The organism is Nostoc linckia z4, from assembly GCF_002608075.1.
GTDB classification, from domain to species: Bacteria; Cyanobacteriota; Cyanobacteriia; order Cyanobacteriales; family Nostocaceae; genus Nostoc; species Nostoc linckia.
The window spans coordinates 165,900-190,882 of sequence record NZ_LAHA01000014.1; the positions used below are offsets into that span (position 1 = coordinate 165,900).

The window sequence follows — 24,983 nt, forward strand, 5'->3', positions numbered from 1 at the left end:
TCATTCGTGAGAAACAAAATCCCCGATTTGTCAAAGAAATCGGGTATGTAAGCACTGCGAACATTGAATTTGCTCAATCGTTTATTGAATTTGCTCAATCGTTCATTGAATTTGCTCAATCATTCATTGAATTTGCTCAATCGTTCATTGAATTTGCTCAATCGTTCATTGAATTCGGGCAACCAGCAAATAATGTAACATTTTAGTCTAGACAGTGCAGTAGTGGCGTGTCTAGACTAAAATAGCGCATCAATAAACTCTTGTGGGGTGGGCATCTTGCCCGCCCGGACGGGTGAGGACACCCATCCCACAATAAAATCTATTGCAATATTTAATGCTTGCCACGCCGCTACCAAACTAAGTAGCTACTATTGCCTATTGCCCATAAAGAGTAAAAAAACCTTGAGCGATCGCCTTTTGCCTCTAACATCACGTTATCATTAAATACTGTGGTAATTTTCTCCATAGTTACTAGCAACTATGACATTCATAAAATATAGATAATTAACTAAACAGGAAAACCTCATGGAAGGTAAAAGATTTATCCATTCTATTCGATTAGAAAACTTTCTTTCCTATGGAAATGAAGGAGAAGAAATTGAACTGCAACCACTCAATGTGTTAATTGGTTCTAATGCATCTGGAAAGTCGAATTTAATAGAAGCTATTGGACTATTACAAGCAACGCCAGGTAATTTAACTGCTCCTATTCGGGAAGGAGGGGGTGTTAGAGAGTGGCTTTGGAAAGGTGCAACAGGTGTCCCAACCGCTGAAATTGAAGCAGTTATAGATTACCCTCAAGGAATAATGCCTCTACGCTATAAACTAGGCTTCACAATGGTTAATCAAAGACTTGAAATTGTAGATGAAGCTATCGAAAATCAAAATGCAAACTATGACGGAGCAGAAGATGTATATTTTTTCTACCGATATCAAAATGGGCGTCCTGTTTTAAATGTTAGAACTACGCCAGAAGGTCAGGCGGGCACTTCTACAGGTAGAAGTTCCCGCCGTCTTCGTCAAGAAGAACTTAGTCCTAATCAATCTGTTTTATCTCAAAAAAAAGATTTAGATTCTTATCCAGAATTGACATATTTAGGTAATCAATTCTCTAAAATTCGTATTTATCGTGAATGGAATTTAGGAAGATATACTCCTCCAAGAATGGCTCAACCAGCTGATTTACCCAATGACTTTCTTGATGAAGATGCTAGAAATTTGGGTCATGTTTTAAATAACTTAGACTATCAAGGAGAAAAACCAAAGCTACTTAAGCAACTACAGAAGTTTTATGATGCAATAGATGACATTACAATTAGAGTTGAAAGTGCAACAGTGCAGGTATTTCTGCGGGAACAAAAACTAGGTTTAGCGGTTCCTGCAACTCGTCTGTCAGATGGTACACTTCGCTATTTGTGCTTACTAACTATACTGTCCCATCCTAGCCCGCCGCCTTTAGTATGCATCGAAGAACCAGAAGTAGGCTTACATCCAGATATTCTCCCCACTATAGCTGAGTTGCTCATTCAAGCGTCTAAACGTACTCAGTTGGTTGTAACTACTCATTCTGATTCTTTAGTTTCTGGTTTAAGCGAATATCCCGAATCAGTAATAGTTTGTGAACGAGATCAAAAAGGTAGCCACCTCCACCGTCAGGAACCTAAGAGATTGGAAAAATGGTTAGAAAAGTATAGCCTTGGCGATCTCTGGCGGATGGGGCAAATTGGTGGAAATCGTTGGTAATGAACATATACATTTACATTGAGGGTGCTGGAGATGAAGATGATATTGAATTGCTACCTAGACAACGGCTAGGTTTTCGTAGCCGTATCATCAGTGGAAAAGAAACGACAACTGGATTACGCCCAGGTTTTAGAAAATTTTTTCAATCTCTATATGATATTGCTGATGAAAATATCAATATATTTCTCGTTATGTGTGGCTCACGGAGTGATGCTTATGAGAATTTTAAAATTGCTTTAGAGTCTCAACCAGAAGCTTTCAATGTTTTATTAATTGATGCTGAATCTTCAGTTGATTCAACTGTTACACCTTGGGAACATCTGAGAAATAGAACAAAAGATCATCCTTGGATTTTAGATTCAGTCAATTTTGAAGATGATTGGTGTCACCTGATGGTGCAAACAATGGAAGCATGGTTTATTGCTGATATTGATGCTTTAAAAAAGTTTTATGGTGAAAAATTTAAAGAAGATAAAATTCAGCGTGGAATCAAGCAATTACAAAATGTAGAGAAAGTTTCTAAAGATACTCTTAAAGTGTGGCTTGTCGCAGCTACTCGCCACACAGAAAAGGGCAAATATCATAAAACAAGACACGCTCCGAAGCTTCTAGAATTGCTGGACGCGGACAAAGTATGTCAAGCTTCGCCGTATTGCGATCGCCTCTTCACCACACTAACAGCAAAAATGGGTATATCAACCAACGAACCGAGCCAAGAGTAAAAAAACCTTGAGCGATGGCCCTTTCCCCCTCACATCGCGTTACCATCAGATATTGTGGAATTTCCGTGCGTAACTCGATAGCATCTATGACTGCCTCTCACTCTGAAACTCCATCTACCAAAGGCGATGCCAGTACTTTTATTTGCGATCATCGACAGGTGGATCGCAGTAAGCTAAGTCAAATGTACCTGCATTATGTCGAGACGAAGGATAAATATCCTCACGCGATGTTGCTGTATCGAGTAGGCGATTTCTTTGAATGTTATTTTCAAGATGCTGTCAAACTAGCACAAGAATTAGAATTAGCCCTCACTAGCAAGCAGGCTGGGGAACAAGGACGGGTAGCGATGTCCGGCGTTCCCCATCACGCCTGGGAACGCTACGCAACGATGTTAGTGGAAAAAGGCTATGCAGTGGTAATTTGCGACCAAGTAGAAGATGCAGCCGAAGCTACCGGGAGATTAGTACGGCGGGAAGTAACACGCATCCTCACTCCTGGCACTTTGCTAGAAGAAGGAATGCTCAAATCCAGTCGCAATAATTACTTAGCAGCAGTGGTAATTGCTGCAAATCATTGGGGTTTAGCCTATGCAGACATCTCCACAGGGGAATTCCTCACCACCCAAGGCAGCGATTTAGAACATCTAACACAAGAATTAATGCGCCTGCAACCTTCTGAGGTACTGGTTCCCACAAATGCGCCGGATTTGGGTAGCTTGCTGCGGCCAGGGGAAACTTCGCCGTATCTACCGGAGTGTTTGCCGCCAGCATTTTGTTATAGTTTGCGATCGCAACTTCCCTTTTCCCAAGGCGAAGCTAGACCTAGATTATTGCAGAAATTTAAACTGCGATCGCTCGAAGGACTCGGTTGCGATCGTCTGCCGCTAGCCGTTCGTGCGGCTGGTGGTCTTTTAGAATACCTAGAAGATACTCAAAAAGAAAACCCAGTTTCCCTGCAAAGACTTCGTACTTACACTGTTACTGATTATTTAATTGTCGATAATCAAACACGGCGTAACCTGGAAATTACTCAAACAGTCCGCGATGGTACATATCACGGTTCTCTACTCTGGGCCTTAGATCGAACGAGTACGTCGATGGGTGGGCGTGCTTTGCGGCGGTGGTTATTGCAACCACTAATCGACATCAAAGGCATTCAGGCGCGACAAGATACCATCGAAGAATTGATGGAAAATACACCCCTACGCCAGGATTTGCGCCAGCTGTTGCGGCAAATTTATGACTTGGAACGGCTAACGGGAAGGGCGGGTTCTGGTACTGCTAACGCCAGAGATTTAGCGGCTTTGGCAGATTCTCTCTCACGCTTACCGGAATTATCCCACTTAGTTGCCGATGCCCGTTCTCCATTTTTAAAAGCTTTACAAAAAGTACCCTCAATTTTAGAAGAATTGGCCCAAAAATTACACGCCCACCTTGTAGAATCACCACCAATACATATCAAAGAAGGCGGCTTGATTCGTCATGGCGTGAATTCCCTGTTAGATGACAGGAAAGCCACTGTACAAGCAGACCAGCAATGGATTGCTAATTTGGAAGTTGATGAAAGAGCCAGGACGGGAATTCCCACATTAAAAGTAGGATTTAACAAAACCTTTGGTTACTATATCAGTATTTCCCGCGCTAAAGCCGACCAAGTACCCGCTAATTACATCCGCAAGCAAACCCTGACCAATGAGGAACGCTACATCACCCCAGATTTGAAGGAACGGGAAGCGCGAATTCTCACAGCACGGGAAGATTTAAATCAGTTGGAATATGAGATTTTTACAGCTTTGCGGGAAGAAGCAGCAGAACAGGCCGAAGTCATTCGCAATCTTTCCCGTGCAGTAGCCGCCGCAGATGTGTTATGTGGTTTAGCTGAATTAGCGGTACAGCAAGGTTATTGCCGTCCAGAGATGGTGTCAGGAAGAGAAATCAACGTTGTTGATGGTCGTCATCCGGTGGTGGAACAGTCTTTACCTGCGGGTTTCTTTGTGCCGAATTCAACGCAATTGGGAAGAGAGGATGACGCACAGAGTGGGAGACACAAAGAGAAGTCAGAGCGCCGGCTTTTGGCTATCGGAACTTCGGGGGACACGGAGAGTGAAAATGTCACCGCGTCCCCGCGTCCCTTTGTCACCGCGTCCTCTTCACCCACACCCGATTTAATTATCCTCACCGGGCCAAACGCCAGTGGCAAAAGTTGTTATTTGCGTCAGGTGGGATTGATTCAACTAATGGCGCAAATTGGTAGTTTTGTACCAGCTAAATTTGCTAAGTTGGGAATCTGCGATCGCATTTTCACCCGTGTCGGTGCAGTAGATGATTTAGCAACTGGTCAATCTACATTTATGGTGGAAATGAATGAAACGGCAAATATTCTTAATCATGCCACATCTCGATCGCTGGTATTATTAGATGAAATTGGCCGGGGAACGGCAACATTTGATGGTCTTTCCATTGCTTGGGCGGTGGCAGAATATATTGCAGTGGAAATTCGGGCGCGGACAATTTTTGCCACTCATTACCATGAGTTAAATGAACTAGCCAGCATTTTACCGAATGTGGCTAACTATCAAGTGACAGTCAAAGAATTACCAGACCAAATTATTTTTTTGCACCAAGTCCAACCAGGAGGCGCTGATAAATCTTACGGAATTGAAGCGGGAAGATTAGCGGGTTTACCAGGGGTGGTGATTCAACGAGCAAAACAAGTGATGGGACAAATTGAGAAACACAGTAAGATTGCCATCGGGTTGCAAAATTTAGATGCAGATTAGACTTCTAAGAGAAGTGGGGAAAAGGGGAAGGGGAAAGGGGGAAAGGTTTGGTATTTTCCCTTTCCCCTTTAACCTTTTCCCTTTCCCCCACAAGAGTTTTATTGACGATGGGCATTGCCCACCTAGTTTGACTAAAAGTTCTGGAAGTTAGCGATCGCCACTTTCATTTTATCCAATACCTCATCCACAGATACAGCGCCCAATTCCCCAGAGGCACGGGTGCGGATACTCAAGGTGTTGGTTTCAATTTCCTTGGCTCCCACAACTGCCATCACTGGTATTTTATCTTTCTCTGCGTTGCGAATTAATTTACCCAAGCGATCGCCACTAATATCCACCTCTGCACGGATGCCCAATGCTTGCATCTTTGCTACCACATCTTTACTAAAATCTAATTGTGCTTCACCCACAGGCAACAATCTCGCTTGCACTGGTGCTAACCACAAGGGAAAATCCCCTGCATATTCTTCAATCAAAATCCCAATCAACCTTTCCAAGGAACCAAAAGGCGCACGGTGAATCATCACCGGACGTTTGCGGGAACCATCTTCAGCAACATACTCTAATTCAAAACGTTCTGGCAAGTTGTAATCTACCTGCACAGTTCCCAATTGCCATTCCCGTTCTAAGGCATCACTGAAGATAAAATCGAGCTTCGGCCCGTAAAAGGCCGCTTCTCCAATTCCTTCAAAATGTTTCATACCCAAGGTTTCAACTGCACGGCGAATCGCAGCTTCGGCTTTGTCCCAAACTTCATCGCTACCAATATACTTATCACTAGCTGGGTCGCGGAAACTCAGTCTTGCTTTAAAGTTCTTCAGTTGCAGTTTATTGAACACCGATAAAATCAAATCCACCACATCGAGGAATTCACTATCGAGTTGTTCTGGAGTGACGAACAGGTGAGAATCATCCACAGTAAAACCCCGCACCCGCGTTAAACCACCCAATTCTCCCGATTGTTCGTAGCGATAAACAGTACCAAATTCTGCCAACCGCATCGGTAGTTCTCGATAGGAACGTAACTCACTCTTATATATTTGGATATGGAAAGGGCAATTCATGGGCTTCATCACGAAGCCTTGTTCCTGTGCAGCCGCTTCTTCATCCTCCGCCATCAATGGGAACATATCTTCTTTATACTTTTGCCAATGTCCAGAGGTTTTAAATAAATCTACTTTGGCAATGTGGGGGGTTACCACAGGTAAATAACCACGCTTTAGTTGTTCTTGTTTGAGGAAGTCTTCTAAAAGATTCCGCAACAAAGTGCCTTTAGGTGTCCACAAGGGTAAACCAGGCCCTACTAAGTCAGAAAATATAAATAATCCCAGTTCCTTACCAAGTTTCTTATGATCTCGCCGCAACGCTTCTTCTTTGCGTCGCTTATATTCAGCAAGTTGTTCTGGAGTTTCCCAAGCGGTGGCATAAATGCGTTGTAGTTGGGCTTTGGTTTCATCTCCACGCCAATAAGCCCCAGCAACACTTTCTAATTCAATGGCTTTAGGGTTCAACTCACTGGTATTTTCCACATGAGGCCCCGCACACAAATCCCACCATTCATTTCCTAGATGGTAAATTGTAATTGGTTCTTCTTTGATGTCTGCTAGGATTTCTAGCTTATAAGGCTCCTTAATTTCCTCAATCCGGCGTTGGGCTTCTTCACGGCTGACTTCTTCCCGAATCACTGGCAATTTGCGATTGATAATCTTCACCATCTCTTTTTTGATGGCCTTAAGATCGTTTTCGCTAAAGGGTTCTGGATTGTCGAAGTCGTAATAAAATCCGTTTTCAATCCAAGGGCCAATTGTCACTTGCGCCTTGGGAAACAGCTTTTGTACCGCCATTGCCATTACATGGGAAGCAGTGTGGCGAATCTTTTTTAAATTCTCCGATTCGCTGGTACGGGGTAAATAAATTTTTTCAGGTTTTTCTGAATCTTCTGAAGGATTTGATGATAATTTTAGCGACATTGGCTGCTGAACCATTGGCGAAGTGATTACGAAAAGCGATCGATTCTCAATCTATAAACTTATTCAACTATAGCGGTATTGGTCAAACAGGGAGTGCTGACTGGTGACTGTTGACTGGTGACTGTTGACTGATGATTGTTGATTGATGACGCTCGGAGTTATTATTCTCCCTCATCCTCCCCATCTCCCTATCTCCCCATACTTCGGCTCCGCTCAGTACAAGTCTCCCTATCTCCCCATCTCCCCATCTCCCCTGCCCTTCCGCCCCATCTATACCTATAGACACCTTTCCCAGGGTTCTGTACAAACCTGCTAGCAAAAATATATAATTAAAAATGTGATTTTTGTTACATTTTGACAGGTTTTTTCAATTTATTTTGTGTGAGAGAGATAAGATAATTGTTAAGAATCGTAAATAACGTTAATATTAGTAAGCAAGTTGGAAATATTCTTCAAATTTATGCCAGACTCGAATTTACCGGGGACTGATTTGCTGAAAACGGTTTTAGAACCCCTCCTGGAGGATTTTCAGTATTGGTTTACGCGATCGCGCGATTTACTAGAAACCGAGCAACTTTCATTTATGAGCAACCAAGAGCAATCAGACTTGCTCTGTCGCGTTAAACAAGCGCAAGAAGAACTAAACACCGCAAAAATGCTATTTAGTGCTACTGACGGACAAGTCGGAGTAGATATGGCAACACTAATGCCTTGGCATCAATTAGTAACAGAATGTTGGAAAGTGGCAATGCGTTTTCGTCAAACACCTGGAGTCTAAACAGCATCAGCTAAAGTTAGACACCACAGACAGCTTAACAATTTGAAGACGACGCATTCAGTCGTTAAACAAATACTACAAAATTCTTAACATTATCTTAAGTTTGTTTGGATTAACAAAAGAATGTATCCTATGTTACCGTAAGTGGAATAACGGTTGACAGATCGCTCCATATCAATACAAGCGCACTAAAAGTGCGTGAAATGTTTCCCCTCACTGTGAGCTTAAATCTAAGCCGCAGCGTCGGCGAACCAAAACCTTACAAAATAAACTTTTAAAAAATTGCTGCCCTGGAGGAAAATTCAATGTTACACCTGCTTTACATCTTTGCTTTTACAATCCTGGCATTTATAGCCGTTGGCAATTTAATTCGTAACCTGATTATGTTCAGTTTCGATCGGGAGCGAACTTATCCAGCTAATTCTTCGCCAATGGGTGAACGAGGTAGTTTTGGTTATTATGCATCGAGAAAACAGTTTGTACCCCATCCAGAGTTATTAGATAACGCGGGCAATTTAATTAAAGAACCATTATTGGTGATGCGTTCGATTAATGTTGAAGATGCTCGCCAACATCTCGATGCACTTTATGAAGCATCTCCAGGGCAAAAAAGAGAAAATTCCGAGGAAGCATAAAAGAAAGTTAGGAGCGATTCAAATTTGGATATGGGATTTTGGATTGTGAGGAAAAATCTCAAATCGCAAATTGCCGGAATTAAAAACTAAAAATTAAAGATTAGGATAAACCTTGGTGGGGTGCGAATATGGAAAGCGCTCGCTAAGGTTTTTTAATTGGCGATCGCTTCCCCATACTTCTGATACGCTAGGCTTAGTGCATACCTGGAAGTTGCAATTTGCTAAGAGACTTCCAAAAAATAAATTACCTCATTGGAAGGATTTTTCGTCATTCCACCCGATGTAGAGACGTAGCATTGCTACGTCTCTACAAACCTATGCTTCGATAACTACCCGCAAATTACCGCGTTTTTTGGCAACGCGACAAGCAGTAGTACCACCAGAACGCTCGAATTCTAAATCAAGGACTGTAGTACCAACTTGTAAATTATGAAAGGACAGGCGATTAATGGATTCTGGTAAAGCCGGGTCGATAATTCGCAAACAGTTATTTTGGGCATCAGGTACCAAGTTGACCATCATTTGCAGTAATTGGAAGATACTACCGGTAGCCCAAGCTTGGGGAGTACAGGCCACTGGATACTGCACAGGTGCATTATCGCCGTTACGTTCGTAGCCGCAGAAAAGTTCTGGAGGACGTTGATAGGACTGCTGGCTAGTCATGTCAAATAAACCTTGGAAAATTTCCAAAGCTTGATCGATAAGACCGAGCGATCGCAATCCCATTGCAATCAACGCGTTATCATGCGGCCACACCGAACCAATGTGATAACCCATTGGATTATAAGCGGGTGACAAACTACTCAAAGTACGAATGCCCCAACCATTAAACATATCTGGTGCCCGCAAGCGTTCTGCCACATTGTAGGCTTTTTCGTGTGTGAAGATGCCCAAATGCAGACAATGACCGGGATTTGAGGTAATACTATCTACTGGCTTACCATTTCCATCCAAAGCCAAAGCGCAGAAATCCTGGTCTTGCATCCAAAAATCTCGATTAAAACGCACCTTGAGATTTTTCGCTTCTTCTTGCCAACGGTCTGCCAAATCAAGGCGCTTTTTCATCCTGGCTATTTCTGCTAGGCGCATTTTGGCTGCATAGACGTAAGCTTGCACTTCACACAAGGCGATGGGGCCGTTGGCTAGTTCTCCTTTGTGGTCAACAATACAATCACCGGAATCTTTCCAACCTTGGTTTGCAAGACCGCGTTTAGATTTACAGTAGTAGCTGAGGTAGCTGGTTTCTTTAGTATTGCGATCGATCCACTCCATTGCTGCTAAAGCGTTTGGCCAAAGCAGTTCTAGGAGTTCGCGATCGTTAGTCCAAGCATAATATTCTGCATACAGCATCAACCACAAAGGAGTGGCATCAACTGTACCGTAGTATGGTGTATGGGGAATTTCTTGACAGCGAGCCATTTCACCCAAACGTAACTCGTGTAAAATCTTACCAGGTTCTTCTTCCCGCCATTCGTCTTCTGTTTTACCTTGGTATGTTGCAAGTAGTATTAGGGTTTCTTTAGCGATTTGAGAGTTTAACATCAGGGTTTGGGAAGCTGTAACCAAGGAATCCCGGCCAAACAATGTAGAAAACCACGGTACTCCGGCGGAAACAGTTTTATGCTTGCCAAAAGACTGGCGTAACAAATACATATCTTGCTCGGCTCGCTCAATCACTCGATTGAAGATACTTTTGTCTGAGCTAATGCGTGTAATTTGTTGTAGCCAATGTTGTTCTTCCATCCACTCAGCAGATTTCGCCTGTCCTAAGGTGGCGGGGGCGCTGACAGTTGAAGTGGACTTGTTGTTGGTCACCATGTTTGCCCGATAACCAAGTTTTTGAGTTTCGTGAGAAGCCAATTCTAGCCGCCAAACCGCAGTGTAACCCTTGAAATAGTCTGGTTGTCGATGCTGGAACAAAAGACGCGATTCCATCACCGAGCCATCCAAAGCTTGATAGGCCAGTGTTAAAGATTCTTCCCTAGAGGCTGATGGCTCTTTGGTTACAGGTGAAACACCATGCACCAGAGAAAATATTCCCTCTTGTGCCGTTGGTTCCACTAGGCGTAAAAGCCTACCGCGTTTTTCTCTCTCGTAACCCCGGACTTCAAATAAATCAACAAAATCCGCGTCAAAACTGATGCTGAGTTCAAAACTGACGGTGGTTGTGCTGTAGTTAGATACCTCGATTTCTTCAAATAGTGCGCCATTTAGCACCATTTCTCGGCGAATTCCCACAGTTTCGGCTCTTAAGCGTTCGTCGATTCTGGGGTTGGTACACAATACTGAGAGTGAAAAGCCTTTTTGGGCAGTACTACTTAAGAGTACAGGCGATCGCCCTTCAATTTGCAATTCCAAACGATTGAGAAATCGGGTATCACAGCAAAACAACCCCATGCTGGGATTGCCATCATTGAGGGAACAGCCAGAAATATTCCCCATAGTATCTGTAACCAAAAATAAATCGTCATCTTTAACCGTCAGCGTTGGCTGTGGTCTTTCACTGACAACACAAGGCCACTCTGGAATCGGTAATTGTTCAGCAGCAATAAAAGTTTTTCCATCAACTGAAATTTTTTCCGGGGTCATGAGCGCATCTGATGTCATTAGGCAAACTTCCGTTTTCAGGTCTATATTTTATTTTGGCGATGGTATTATTTATAGCTGTTCTGCATTGCGTGAAATACATCCTCAGAGAGGATACCATGCAAGAAAATTGCAATATACGGCTGAATTGAGAACTGAAAATTCATAATTCAAGCATAGTTGATACATGGCTTTGGGATTTATAGCAGACAAAAGGCTTGTAAACCTTTGTGGATGCTGAATTTTAGCAAGACCTAAGTAATTACATAAAAGTGGGCTAAGCTAGCTGTTTTCGTGGAGCAGCCGACAATTTTCCAGCATTTATAGCAGTGGCCACTAATTGTTAGGACATTTCCCCCAACCCTGTTACCTTGAGATCAAAATATGATGTCCTAATCAATATGTCCGTTGCTATATATTTTTAAAATTTCTACAAGCCGTCATCCCTTGAAGACTGTAATTTAGCACAGTCAGTCACCTTTTAATTTTTTACTTTTGCTTTGTTCGATGATGATAAAGGCAAACAAGAATGTATATTGGGCTTAGTGGTCTATCATTTAAAACATCACAATGTCAGCCAATGGATAAAAATATTTGAGTTAAGAACAAAGCGATCCTGGCAAATGACTACGGCACACCAAGGTGTGAAAGACAAATGCATTGCCGCTGTTGCTCTATTTCCTACTCTAGACTTTTAAATTTTGTAAATGAAGCTAGCTGCACTTACTCTTGCTAATTGGTAACAAAGTGTTGCATTTGCTGAAGGGAAAAGTGCTTTTTAGCGTTCTTTACATATTGAAACTGTCTATTTAACTTGAGAGTCCTTTGGAATTTGTACAATGCAGCTGTGACGTGGATCTTGTTGAGATTGGGCGTTTAACGATAATTCATGAGCATTTCGACTTCTGTGCTGAGCGATCTCCTAAAGTCCCTACCCTACTTGCGGCCCCAGCTATATTTTAAGGCTTCATTAACGGCGCTCTCCCACGCGATGGAAGATCAAGTTTTGGCTGCGACTTTAGCTCAACCCCTGATAATAGCTAGTTTCCAGCGAGAGCGATTCTACCGCCAAGAAGCTCATCGTTACCAGCGGCTTGCTTTGCGAAGTAATCAAATATACGTGTTGTCAGCTCCGGAAACTGATTTTGCTAACAGTTCGGAACACTACGAAAAGGTAGCTTTTGAGCCAGATGATGGCTTAAGTCAAGAGTGGCATTTAGTGGTGATTGCTGACAGCTACGCGACTTGTTTGGTTTGCCGAGAAAACCTTGGTTCTATTGCTAAAAACAAGCAAGCGCCAGAGCAAAGCCCCAGCCTGGATATGGATACAGCACGAAGATTTGAAGGAATTTGGACATCAGAAAGGGGAGTTAGCCTCAAAGCCGCCGAGTTATTGTTACAGAGGATTTTGTTCTACAGACCAGAACTAGCAAGCAAAATTGAGCGGGCGCGTCAGAGGTTTGGTATTGGGCAAACGAGAACCTATTTTGGAGCAGAACAAATCAGCGAATATGCTTGTGACATTGACACAGATCCCTTTGTGCAACGCTTGGTGACTTACTTGCAAGCTAGTCAGTACAAATTACACAAAGCCTACCGCTCAATTACTGCCCAAGCACGAAAAGAACGATTAGTCAATACAATTAGTACTGCCATTCGGCGATCGCTCGATCCTCACGAAGTTCTCCAGATAGCAGCCCAAGAATTAGGACAACACCTCAAGGCCTGTCGTTGTTTAATTTACCGCGCCCAAGCCACAGATAAGCAAGCGATCATTGAACATGAATTTTTGACTGCTGGTGTTGTATCTATCCGCGGACAAACCTGGGAATTAGAGAAAAATTCTCTATTTCGGGACATTACCCAACAAGGCGAAGGAGTTTGTATTAGCGATACACTCACCGATTCTCGTGTTATCAATTCGCCTGGGCTTTCCTTGATTGCCAAAAAATTTGCCATCCGTTCTTGGCTCATGGAACCAGTATTTTATCAAGGACGATTACTGGGCATCGTTGAGTTACACTACTGCCAGATGCCCCCCCACGAGTGCCAACCAGGGGAATTGGATTTAGTCAAAGCCATCGCCACCCAAGTAGGCGCAGCTCTCATCCAAGCCGAAGCTTACGCCAACCTAGAAGAACTCAACCAGCAGCTAGAAGCCCTAGACCGTACCCGTAGCAACCTGATAGCCATCACCGGACACGAACTGCGTACCCCCTTATCCACCATTCAAGTGTGCTTAGAAAGTCTAGCCAGCGAGCCAGATATGCCCTTGGAATTGCAACAGGTGATGCTCAACACAGCTCTTGCAGACTCAGAACGAATGCGGAAACTCGTACAAGATTTCCTCACACTTTCCAACTTAGAAAGCGGTCGCGTAGAATGGCATCCAGAATCCCTGACTTTACAAGAGTGTATAGATTTAGCACTCAGCCGCCTCCGCACCCGTTCCTCAACCGAAAAGCTCCCCCAAATCCAAACTCTTATCCCCGAAAACCTACCCTTAGTGAGAGCTGATGGCGATTGGCTAGTAGAAGTACTAGCAAAACTCATCGACAACGCTTGTAAATTTACCCCGTCCCAAGGAGAAATCACCATTAACGCCATTCGCAACAGCCATCAAATGGTGGAAGTCACCGTAGCTGACACAGGACGGGGCATTGAACCGAATCGCTTAGAAATCGTTTTTGACCGTTTCTATCAAGAAGAAGGAGCGCTCCGACGCACCACCAGCGGTACTGGACTGGGACTAGCAATTTGTCGGCAAATTGTCAATGGCTGGGGTGGAGAAATTTGGGCTAAGTCCGCCGGCAAAGACCAAGGCAGTGAGTTTCACTTCACCGTCCCAATTGTTCAGAGTAGCCAAGAGGAGAAGCGGACGAAAGTCAAGAGTAAGTAGAGTATGGGGAGATGGGGAGATGGGGAGGCAGGGGAAAAGGTTAAAGGGAAAAGGGAAAAGGAATAAATTTAATCTTTCCCCTTTTCCCTTTACCGCTTTCCCTTTCCCCATGCCCTGTTTGCCCAATGACTAAAAACTGTTACAGTCTATGACGCGATCGCAATATGATCGTTATTACGATGTTAGTATGCCCTAAAAACGTTGAGAGAACACTTTATGGCTGAAACACTCTCTGGACAAACGCCACGATTCGCTGGCAACACTGGTGGCTTGCTTTCTAAAGCACAAGTAGAAGAAAAGTACGCTATCACCTGGACTAGCCCGAAAGACCAAGTATTTGAATTGCCTACAGGTGGTGCAGCTACTATGGTCAAAGGCGAAAACCTGTTGTACTTGGCCCGGAAAGAACAAGGCATCGCTTTGGGTGGTCAACTCCGGAAATTCAAGATTACAGACTACAAAATTTACCGGATTTTACCCACCGGAGAAACTACTGCAATTCACCCAGCCGATGGTGTCTTCCCCGAAAAAGTGAATGAAGGGCGTGAAAAAGTACGTTTCGTTGCACGCAGCATTGGGCAAAACCCCAATCCCGCACAACTCAAGTTCAGCGGTACAGCCACCTACGATGCATAGGGGCTAGTTATTGAGAAATAGGGACTGGGGACTAGGAACTGGGGACTGGGGGTTACAGGTATCAGGTTGAAGGTCGCAAGTAGCAGGTATTTTTACCTCCAACCTTCGATTTGCGACCTAGTACCTCCGACTTGATACTTCCTCTGGAACCTCATCTCGCTATGCCCCATGACGGCAGTTGCTCCACTTGGGGAGACCCCAAGACCGCACTGCCTCCCCTATGCCCAATCCCCAACCCCTAATCCCCAATTCCCCAGCTGTTTATGGTATTCCCCGATTTTTCTGAATTTTCACAGCTAGCTGTACAAGGCAACTTCGTTCCGGTATATCAGGAATGGGTGGCAGACTTAGATACGCCAGTATCTGCTTGGTATAAAGTCTGTGCAGGCCAGCCCTATAGCTTTTTGTTGGAATCCATAGAAGGTGGAGAAAAAATTGGGCGCTATAGTTTAGTGGGTTGCGATCCTTTGTGGGTATTGGAAGCAAGAGGCGATCGCACAACTCAAATCAACCGTGATGGTTCTCAGGTGGTTTTTGCTGGCGACCCTTTTACAGCCCTAGCTCAATGTCTAGAACCTTATCACCCAGTAAAATTGCCACAGCTACCGCCAGGAATTGGTGGTTTGTTTGGGTTTTGGGGATATGAATTGATTCGCTGGATTGAACCCCGCGTACCAATTCATCCACCAGATGAGCGAAATATCCCCGATGGTCTGTGGATGCAGGTAGACCACCTGTTGATTTTTGACCAGGTAAAGCGGAAAATTTGGGCGGTGGCCTATGCTGATTTACGCAATGTAGAGACGTTAAATGTAACTTCTTTACACGCAGCATACCAAGGAGCTTGCCATCGCGTTAACCAAATGCTCGAAAAACTATCTCTCCCACTATCACCAGAGAAAACGAGATTAGAGTGGAAGCCGCCAGGGAGTAGAGGCACACAGGAGCAACACAGCACACAAGCACAGGAGTATCAAAGTAACTTTACCCGTCCCGATTTTTGTGCCAGCGTCCAAAAGGCAAAAGAACATATCAAAGCTGGTGACATCTTCCAAGTAGTTATTTCCCAGCGATTATCAACAACATACACAGGTGACCCCTTTGCTCTTTACCGTTCTTTACGTCAAATAAATCCTTCGCCTTACATGGCTTATTTTCACTTCCAAGATTGGCAAATCATCGGTTCCAGTCCCGAAGTGATGGTAAAAGCCGAAACCGATCCCAATGGGGGAGGAGCGATCGCAACTCTGCGTCCAATTGCAGGAACGCGCCCACGCGGTAAAACCACCAAAGAAGATACAGCTTTTGCTGAGGATTTATTGCAAGATCCTAAAGAAATTGCCGAACATGTAATGCTTGTGGATTTAGGACGGAACGATTTAGGGCGTGTCTGTCAAAGTGGTAGCGTCAAAGTTGACGAATTGATGGTAATTGAACGCTACTCCCATGTTATGCATATTGTCAGCAATGTTGTAGGTAAATTAGCCATTGATAAAACAGCATGGGATTTACTCAAAGCTTCTTTCCCAGCAGGTACAGTCAGCGGCGCACCAAAGATTAGAGCAATGGAAATTATCCACGAATTAGAGCCTAGTCGGCGCGGTGTTTACTCCGGTGTTTATGGATATTATGATTTTGAAGGACAATTAAATACTGCTATAGCAATTCGCACAATGGTAGTGCATAACAATACAGTAAGCGTCCAAGCCGGCGCAGGTTTAGTAGCTGATTCTGAACCTGAAAAAGAATACGAAGAAACCCTCAATAAAGCTAAAGGTTTATTAGAAGCGATTCGTTGTTTGCGTTAAATTGAGTTATTAGACATCTCCAATAATTAATTCTGCATTGCCCGAAATCCTTAGTAGGGGCGAATGGTTGTTCGCCCCTACAACGTGGTTTATTTACCTGAAAATTGCTGTAAATTTCCAGGTGCGATCGCTTGGAAGAAGTGAAAATATTCCGTATATTTATCTAATTTTGTACGTAAGTACTGATTTTTCGGTATATTCATCACTGGTATCCAGAAAATTTCGGCATAACATCCAAATTAGGAGATTAAACGGAAATTTTCTAAATACTATTTATATGGAACAAAACCCAAAAATTTAAATATAGCAATCCTATTTCAGTTGTGAAAAATATTGGTGTTGAGTGTTGGCTGTTAACTGTTAACGGTTAACAGTCAACAATCCTAATATGTAATATTTCACAAATTATTTGAGATTGCTATATATTTTTTTTCATCATCAGCGCCAGCCAAAGGATATTGTCAAGCGCGTCTAGTTTGAAAGTTATTTCCCTACACAAAAGCTTTATCGCTCTTAATCCTTAACTTTTGATTTGCACATGATATATAAGCACCATCAACAAAAGCTGTTGAAATCAATGGCATTGTTTTTAATTGCAATATTTTTGCAATTTTTGTTTTACATCCCAACACCAGTCTTATCCCAAAATACCAATAGCTGTAGCAGTATTACAGTTCCTCTGACAGCTGAGGAACAAACTTATGCTCGTGCTGCTTGGCAGTATTTTGTGAAAAATTATCAGCCAGCAACGGGATTTACCAATTCCACTGGGGGTTATCCTTCCGGTACACTCTGGGATATGGGTAATTACCTAATGGCGTTGAATGCTGCACGCTGGTTGAATCTTACTGACCAAGCAGACTTTGATACCCGCCTAAATAAGTTTTTGACGACTCTCAGCAGCCTCAAGTTATTTGAAGACGCTTTGCCCAATAAAGTCTATAACGCAGCCACCGCACAGATAGTTGATTATGGCAACAATCCCATTGAACGGGGTATTGGTTGGTCTGCTTTAGATATTGGTAGAATTCTAGCTGCCTTTGATGTAATTCGCAGCTGTCATCCCCAATACAATGATTGGCTCAAGGGAATTGTCGCTAAATGGCAGGTAGGGCGATCGCTCAAAGACCGACAACTTTTTGGCGCTACTGTTCTTCCAGATAACAAAACATTGCTGGTGCAAGAAGGACGACTCGGCTATGAAGAATACGCCGCTAGAGGTTATCAACTTTGGGGTTTCTCTGCACCACAAGCCATTGCTTTGCAGCCATTTAAGTTAGTGGAAATTAATGGCGTGCAAATTCCCGTTGATACCCGTGATTTTCAAAGCACTAATGCCAATAATTATGTTGTTAGTGAATCTTATATTCTTGATGGTATTGAATTTGGCTTGCAAGGTGAATTGGCTGATTTTGCTGCCAGAGTTTTAGATGTGCAAAAACGGCGTTACGACACCACAGGGCAGTTGACTGCGGTTACAGAAGACAATATTGACCAAGCACCTTATTTTCTCTACAACACCGTTTACGCCAACGGTACAAACTGGGCAACAATTACCGACGCTAATCAGCCTTATCCACAGTTTCGCAGTATCAGTACCAAAGCGGCTTTTGGCTGGCACTATCTTTTTCCAGATAATGCCTATGCTCAAAAACTTTTTGATGCTGTCAAGGATCTCCGCAGTTCTGATGATAGTGGCTACTATGCTGGTATTTATGAAGAATCGAAGCAACCTAATAAAGCTTTGACAGGTAATACTAATGGGCTAATTTTAGAGATTTTATACTACAAAGCCAGGGGAAATCGCCCTTTAATTGCCTTGAGTTCTGTAAGTGTCTCTACTGGTAACCCCAGCGAGAATGTCACAGCAAATTCTACTGTTACAGCTCCTACCCCAACTCCTGCGGACAGTTCTAAAATTACGGAAGTGGCTGTTGCACCTATTCCCCCAGTGGGTAATCCGCAACCATCATCGAGCTTGAAACTACAAAGACCACTGTCAGTAATTGAACGACGCTATGCACAGGCGGCTTGGCGATACTTTCAAGCCAATTATCATAGCAAAAATGGGCTAATTGACGATCGCAGCGATTTCCAAGGTACAACTCTCTGGGGCTTAGGAGATTATCTCGCAGCCCTCCATGCGGCGCGATCGCTCGATATCATTAACCCCAAAGAATTTGAAGAGCGCACCCGACATTTGTTAGGAGCCTTGACAAAATTACCACTATTTGCTGGTGAGTTACCGAGTCGCGGTTACGATAGCAGAACCCTGCAATCAATAGATTATGGTGGAAATCCCATTTCAGATGGAAATGGTTGGTCAGCTTTAGATTTGGGCAGGATGCTGGCAGCACTTTACAATTTAAAAATTTGTCATCCAGAATACACGGCTGCGGTGGATAAAATTGTCCTGGATTGGTCATACTTGCGTGTGGTACGGGGAGGTATTCTTTCCAGTGCTACTGTTAGCAAAAATCAAGATGGGCGATGGCTTACCCGCGTCAACCCTGAAACCCGCTTAGGCTATGAAGAATATGCGGCTCGTGCTTTTCAATTATGGGGGTTTAATGTTGAGGGTTCTGCTGTTGGTGGTGAATATCAAACTGCTTCAGTAGAGAAAGTAAAAGTACCAATTCAACGGCATCGCACAGATACTAACTTCAAAAACCAATATACAGTTAGCAATCCTTTCCTATTGTATGCTTTGGAATTTGGACTAGATCCACAAATGCGATCGCTCTTTGAACCTATTTTTCAAGCACAAGCCGAACGTTACCGTCGCACCGGTACTCTCACAGCTTCAGCTACTACGTTAATTGATGCCAAGCCTTACACTGTCCATAGTACAATTACTGGACAAGGCAATCCTTGGGTAGCATTAGGAGATGACGGTCAACCCGTAGCTAAGGGAAGATTGGTAAGTACAGCAGTAGCTTTTGCTTATCATGCTTTGCTACCGGAAAACAGGTATAGTCAAGAATTACTGCAAGCAACCACAGATTTATACAATCCATTGGCTGGATTTTATGAAGGCTTCTATGAAACCACAGGTAAAACAGCAATTGGTTTCACTAGCAGCACCAACAGTATGATTTTGCAATCCTTGTTGTACAAAGTGATGAATGGACAACCTCTAATTCGTCCCACTACCACCATGAAGTCTCCTTGGTGGACAGCAGTCACCGAGGGTAATTCTGGGCGAGGTTTACCCAACACTGCAATACAACAAACCAAGCTAATTTCTGATGGCTCTGGAAGTTACTGGACTTCAACCAGCAAAAATACTTCATTAGTAACTCGTACCAAAGTCACAGAATAAATTGAAAGGCAACTAAATGCTAATTCCAAATTAACAATCTGTAATGGCAAAGCCGTGTGCGTTAATCAGCAATTGTATTTGGGAATACTTGTAGAAGAGTTGATGTAGTCATACCATGTCCGCCTAATCAGTTATCAAAAATTCTCAGTGTTTGGTGTGTTGCTAGTCCCCCATACCTTTTGGGTTGCTACATGTAGTAGAGACGTTGCAATGCAACGTCTCTACAAGGATTTTCATACATTAAATCAGCAACGCCAAAAAAACTACTATTAACTGTTTCTCTAGGAAAAGCTACGCAAACAAAATCTAAAATCTAAAATCCAAAATCCAAAATCTTAATAAGATGACTTCAGTTTCTATTATTGATAACTCCACAAACTTTTCTGGTAACAGCCGCTCGTTACTCAAAAAAAGAACGCTGTTATTTCGCTATTTGGCAGAAATCAATTTAATTTTTGGTATCTGGTATTTGCAGTGGCGCATCACTCATTCTATTAATTTTGATGCCCTTTGGATTTCTATCCCGTTGCTAGTAGCAGAAATTTATAGTTATTTCGGTGGGGTAATGTTTGTAATTGGGTTGTGGCGGCCTTTAGTTAGACAAATTAAATCTCTCGACCAAATGACCCCAGCAATACCTAAATCTGATTGGCCGACAGTGGATGTGTTTATAACCTGTTACAATGAGCCGCCAGAAATTGTAGAAGAAACTGCTAAAGCTGCTTTAGCAATGGATTACCCGCCAACCAAGTTACGTGTTTATGTGCTAGATGATGGTAACTCGGCTGACATGCGAGCAATGACGGAAAAATTGTGTATTCAGGATTTGCAGTCATCACAACTACAACAGGAAGCAGAACGAATTCATGCAGAACACTGTTGTTTATTGGAACGCTTGAAGCAATTGGAAAATCTCACACCCAACACCGAAGCTGCTGAAGAATGGCTAGAAGCATCTTCACAGCCAGAAATAAATGAGTTTGCTAGCGAATTTGTCAAAAGTCTGCGACAGTTTATTCTTTGGTTACCTCCACAGCATCAAAGTATGAGGGAACGCCTGATTAGCGAACGCAAAACTTTAGAAGAAGCTATTCGCAAAAAAGAACTAGAACTAGTTGAATTGGCTCGTTTTCGTTACATTGCTCGTCCCAAACCAGCTGGTGTACCCCATCACGCAAAAGCGGGTAATCTCAACTACGCAATTTTTTCTGGGGAAACTTTTGGAGAGTTTATTCTAACTCTAGATGCCGATCATATTCCTAAACCACAATTTATTAAACGAGTTCTGCCTTATTTCTACACTTATAATCTTTTCACAGGGAAATATGACCAGAATCAAATTGCTTTTGTCCAAACCCGCCAGGATTTTTACAACATTCCTGAAGGCGATCCTTTTGGACATCGAGCAAATTTATTTTATGGGCCGCTACAACAAGGAAAAGATGGCATGAATGCCGCTTTTTATACAGGCACAAATGCACTTTTGAGAAGGGAAGCACTAATTAGTGTAGGACTGCAATATTTTGCTGATGAATTTGCCAAGGATGAAAAACGTTTAAATGAATTTCAATTAATTGGTGGTGTATCCAGCAACAGTATTACAGAAGACATGAATACAGCAATGCGTCTGCATGGTGCTGGATGGAAATCCATTTATCACAATGAATTGTTAGCGGAAGGTTTAGCACCAGATGACCTCAGTTCTACTCTTAAACAACGGCTACGCTGGGCACAAGGAACTATTCAAGTGCTACTGAGAGAAAATCCATTAACAAAACCAGGGCTAAGTTTTTGGCAGAGATTACATTATTTTAAAACGATGTATAGCTATTTTTCTGGTTTTGCAACTCTCATTTTTATTTCTTGTCCAATTATCTATTTTTTTACAGATATTATTCCAGTTAAAACCTACGGGCCGGACTTTGCTATACACTTTTTTCCAGCTTTTATTATCAACCGTCTGACTTTCCTTGCAGCTACCTGGGGCATTCCCGCTAGAGAAGTTTGGCGTTCTGAACAATATGCCATCGCTTTATTTCCGTTATTAATCCAAGCAGTATGCAGTGTATTCACCGGACAAAAACTTAATTTCCAAGTCACACCTAAACAACGACAATCTGGTATTTATCTAAGACTAGTTTGGCCACAGATTGTTGTTTTTATCTTGACCATTTTGGGAATATTATGGAGCCTTTATCGATTAGCGATCGGTCATTTGAATTATCCTGAAGTTCATTTACTTAATGGTGCATGGGCTATTTATAATTTGTTACTTTTGTGGGCTATTATCCGCGCATCTGTTTGGCAACCTCCAAAAGCAGCATAAGGAAATAAGGGAGACAACATAGTAATTTTTCTCCCTTGTCTTCTCCTCTTCCTATACCCAATGACTAATGACTAATGACAAAACAGCTATGAACAATCATTTAGACTGTAACAACTTTGGGCAACGAACTGTGTTAACAATTTATGCTCATGCTGATGATGAAGTTCTACCTGCTGCCGGTACTCTCAGTTTGATGTCAAAAGCAGGATGGAATGTTCGTTGCTTAATTTTGACTGATGGTAGTCTTTCTAGTTCATCTGTTAAGGGTACACGTCATCAAGAAGCAGATGCCGCTGGTAAAATTATCGGTGCAAATTATGAATTTTATGCACTTGAAGAGTGTAATTTTTCAACACAAGCAGTGATTAAAGTTACTGAAGCAGCTATTGGGAATTGGCATCCAGATTTGATTATTACTCACGCACCACAACCTGAAAAATATGGCCATAGAGATCATGAAGTGTGTGCCATTGCAGTTTCTAATGTTGCTACCCGCAAAAACATACCTTTGTGGTATTCAGCACCGCCTGTTTTTTTGCGTGGTTTTGAACCGAATTTTTTTGTGGATATAACTTCTGTTATTGAGGAAAAAATAGCAGCTATTGGTTGTTATGAATCAGAAGCCAAAAAAGCATTTATGCAACTCGATGCTATACTTGTTTTGTCTCGTTTTTGGGCGCGAGAATTAGGTCAAAAAAATGGATATTTTGAAGCTTTTGAAATTTCTCGTCAATGGGTTGATGCTAGCTTTTTTAGTGCCATCGCTAATAGTAATAAACAAATAAATATTAGTCATTAGTCATTGGTCTCAGCACAAAAGACTAATGATAAGTTAATGTGCAATTGCAATGAATAATAACTTATCTCATCAATTACATTGCAATTTTGATATATCTTCATTAAAAATTCAATTTTAAAACAATGAGATATTTTAATATTTTATAACCTCTTGTATGACAGTTGCTCTTAGAAGTGAGTTTATAAATCAGGGTTTTGTATATAAAGAAAATTATTTTGATAACTATTGCAGTTTATGTTAAATAAATGCCAAAATAATAGCATATTTTCTACGGAGCATCTATCTATGAATAACAATGTAACTGTCCTCGAATTATCGGGAATTTTAGACGGTATTAGAGGCAATGAATTGCGTCGTGAAGTTAGCACTATTATGGACAAAGGAACAAATATTTTGTTGTTAGATTTAAAAAATGTAAAATTTATTGATAGTTCTGGTTTAGGTGCTTTAGTATCAGCAATGCAAATAGTACGAAAAACCGATGGACAACTATTTATCTGTTCGATCAACGACCAAGTCAAAATGTTATTTCAATTGACTAAAATGGATAGAATATTTCAAACTTTTGCTGACCAAGAGGAATTCAATCGCCAAGTAATAACAATGCAAAATGGAGTATATTAATTTGTTTTGCTTTTGAAATTTATTTGCGTGCATTAGCTAGTTTGTCAAGAAGCAACTAATTGCATCTGTAAAGAATATAAAATAAGCTGCTTCTAATTGCAGACAAGTTATTTCATAGAATGCAATAGAGCTAATGTATTGATATTTAACTATACTAGCCAAAGTTAACCTTGACTAAAGACAAATCATCATCAAGATTTTCTTTGGCATTAAAGCCAAGAAGATTCATCAATAATTGATTGAGGTTGCAGATATCAGTCTGGCTACATTTTGTTAGTAGTTTAATGAAAGCATCAAGACCTAAAATTTTACCATCTGGCTGATTAATTTCATAAATACCATCACTAAAGATATATAAAATACTGTTTTCTTGAACTTCAAAAACAGCATTTTTAAAATCTACATCAGGTAAAAAGCCAATTGGTAAATCTAAAGAAGTTAGTTGTTGAACTTGGATATTTTCTGTAGAACTACTAGATAGCAGTAACGCCGGTGGATGTCCGGCGTTGGCGTATATGAGTTGGCGTTTGAGCCGATGATAAACTCCATACCAAATTGTAAAGTATTTGTCGCCATGCTTCCTCATTTGGAAGGCATGATTGAGGGCTTTTAGGACTTCATTAGGTTGACAAAAGTTGGTGTTTGGTAGAGATTGCGATCGCAGCACATTCAGCACCGATACAGACAATAGTGCTGAACCCACTCCATGTCCTGATACATCCAACAAATAAATCGCCAAACGATCCTCATCAATCCAATTATGGCCAAAGCAATCACCCCCTAGCTGTGCTGAAGGAATAAACAGATTTTCTGTAGTTACTGTTCCTACCAAGGGTGAGGGGAGAAGCGATCGCACGTAATCAGCGGCTTGAGCCAATTCTGTTTCTAAAATTTGCTTTTGGGTTCGTAAATCCTGATTGAGTTGTTCCAAAGCTTGTTTTTTACTTTGTAAATCCTGATTCAGCTGATGTAACCTTAATCCTGCTCTGACTCTTGCTTTCAATTCATTCATCTCTATTGGTTTAGAAATAAACTCATCTGCTCCAGCATCGAGTCCTCTGACTCTATCATCTTCTTCTCCTCTAGCTGCTCCTCTAGCAGTCAACAAAATAAAAAACGTAGTCGCCAACTCTGGAGTCGATCTAATTCGCCGACAGACTTCTAGTCCATCTAACTGGGACATCATCCAATCACAAATAATTAGAGCAGGATGCAGCAGTTGTGCTTGTATAATTCCTTCTTCACCATTACTAGCTACGGTAACATCATAACCCTGCTTTTTCAGCGTGCTTTTAAGTACTGCTCGGACTGTAGGATCGTCATCAATAACCAAAATTTTAAACATAAATTACATT

Annotated in this window: 16 protein-coding genes; 12 read left to right on the forward strand and 4 right to left on the reverse strand. The window is 42.1% G+C overall.

Going from position 1 to position 24,983, the window contains the following annotated elements; all coding sequences use genetic code 11:
* Window positions 1-525 precede the first annotated feature (525 nt).
* From VF06_RS14390 to mutS, 3 genes are all read left to right on the forward strand, one after another.
* A complete protein-coding gene (locus VF06_RS14390) occupies window positions 526-1,743 on the forward strand; it encodes an AAA family ATPase (protein ID WP_099070367.1) in 1,218 nt (405 codons plus the stop codon).
* A complete protein-coding gene (locus tag VF06_RS14395) occupies window positions 1,743-2,465 on the forward strand; it encodes a DUF4276 family protein (protein WP_099070368.1) in 723 nt (240 codons plus the stop codon). Before VF06_RS14390 ends, VF06_RS14395 begins: the two co-directional genes overlap by 1 nt.
* Before the next feature lie 86 nt (window positions 2,466-2,551).
* Window positions 2,552-5,245 carry a DNA mismatch repair protein MutS gene (mutS, locus tag VF06_RS14400; RefSeq protein ID WP_099070369.1) on the forward strand — a complete coding sequence of 898 codons (2,694 nt, stop codon included), beginning with the start codon at window positions 2,552-2,554 and terminating at the stop codon, window positions 5,243-5,245.
* 131 nt (window positions 5,246-5,376) lie between these two features.
* On the opposite strand, the gene thrS is transcribed toward mutS, so the two are convergent.
* Both thrS and VF06_RS14410 read right to left on the reverse strand, forming a co-directional pair.
* Window positions 5,377-7,230, reverse strand: a complete 1,854-nt coding sequence (gene thrS, locus VF06_RS14405; RefSeq protein WP_099070370.1) for a threonine--tRNA ligase — start codon at window positions 7,228-7,230, stop codon at window positions 5,377-5,379.
* A gap of 67 nt (window positions 7,231-7,297) precedes the next feature.
* Window positions 7,298-7,501, reverse strand: a complete 204-nt coding sequence (locus tag VF06_RS14410; RefSeq protein ID WP_143861680.1) for a hypothetical protein — start codon at window positions 7,499-7,501, stop codon at window positions 7,298-7,300.
* Between the two features lie 174 nt (window positions 7,502-7,675).
* Between VF06_RS14410 and VF06_RS14415 the strand changes: the two genes are divergently transcribed.
* Together VF06_RS14415 and VF06_RS14420 are read left to right on the forward strand one after the other, a co-directional pair.
* Complete coding sequence (locus VF06_RS14415; RefSeq protein ID WP_099070372.1) at window positions 7,676-7,993, forward strand: DUF2605 domain-containing protein; 318 nt, start codon at window positions 7,676-7,678, stop codon at window positions 7,991-7,993.
* Window positions 7,994-8,298: 305 nt separating this feature from the next.
* Window positions 8,299-8,628 (forward strand): DUF2973 domain-containing protein, encoded by a 330-nt coding sequence (locus VF06_RS14420; RefSeq protein WP_180267475.1) that lies wholly within the window; start codon window positions 8,299-8,301, stop codon window positions 8,626-8,628.
* Window positions 8,629-8,943: 315 nt separating this feature from the next.
* Here the strand turns inward: VF06_RS14420 and VF06_RS14425 are convergent, their stop codons facing one another.
* Complete coding sequence (locus VF06_RS14425; protein ID WP_099070374.1) at window positions 8,944-11,235, reverse strand: amylo-alpha-1,6-glucosidase; 2,292 nt, start codon at window positions 11,233-11,235, stop codon at window positions 8,944-8,946.
* 868 nt (window positions 11,236-12,103) lie between these two features.
* Here VF06_RS14425 and VF06_RS14430 point away from each other — a divergent pair.
* The 7 genes from VF06_RS14430 to VF06_RS14460 all read left to right on the forward strand — a co-directional run bounded on the left by VF06_RS14430 (window position 12,104) and on the right by VF06_RS14460 (window position 23,628).
* Window positions 12,104-14,113, forward strand: a complete 2,010-nt coding sequence (locus VF06_RS14430; protein WP_099070375.1) for a DICT sensory domain-containing protein — start codon at window positions 12,104-12,106, stop codon at window positions 14,111-14,113.
* Between the two features lie 216 nt (window positions 14,114-14,329).
* Window positions 14,330-14,749: a photosystem I reaction center subunit II PsaD gene (locus tag VF06_RS14435; protein ID WP_099070376.1), complete on the forward strand. Its 420-nt coding sequence runs from the start codon at window positions 14,330-14,332 to the stop codon at window positions 14,747-14,749.
* Between the two features lie 263 nt (window positions 14,750-15,012).
* Window positions 15,013-16,557: an anthranilate synthase component I gene (trpE, locus tag VF06_RS14440; protein WP_099070377.1), complete on the forward strand. Its 1,545-nt coding sequence runs from the start codon at window positions 15,013-15,015 to the stop codon at window positions 16,555-16,557.
* Between the two features lie 538 nt (window positions 16,558-17,095).
* A complete protein-coding gene (locus VF06_RS14445; RefSeq protein ID WP_099070378.1) occupies window positions 17,096-19,879 on the forward strand; it encodes a DUF3131 domain-containing protein in 2,784 nt (927 codons plus the stop codon).
* A 343-nt stretch (window positions 19,880-20,222) separates the two neighbouring features.
* Window positions 20,223-22,205, forward strand: coding sequence for a glycosyltransferase (locus VF06_RS14450; protein ID WP_099070379.1), 1,983 nt, complete (start codon window positions 20,223-20,225; stop codon window positions 22,203-22,205).
* Between the two features lie 67 nt (window positions 22,206-22,272).
* Window positions 22,273-23,004, forward strand: coding sequence for a PIG-L deacetylase family protein (locus VF06_RS14455; protein ID WP_244918173.1), 732 nt, complete (start codon window positions 22,273-22,275; stop codon window positions 23,002-23,004).
* A gap of 285 nt (window positions 23,005-23,289) precedes the next feature.
* Window positions 23,290-23,628, forward strand: coding sequence for an STAS domain-containing protein (locus VF06_RS14460; protein ID WP_099070381.1), 339 nt, complete (start codon window positions 23,290-23,292; stop codon window positions 23,626-23,628).
* A gap of 154 nt (window positions 23,629-23,782) precedes the next feature.
* Here the strand turns inward: VF06_RS14460 and VF06_RS14465 are convergent, their stop codons facing one another.
* Complete coding sequence (locus tag VF06_RS14465) at window positions 23,783-24,973, reverse strand: PP2C family protein-serine/threonine phosphatase (protein WP_099070382.1); 1,191 nt, start codon at window positions 24,971-24,973, stop codon at window positions 23,783-23,785.
* Window positions 24,974-24,983: the final 10 nt, after the last annotated feature.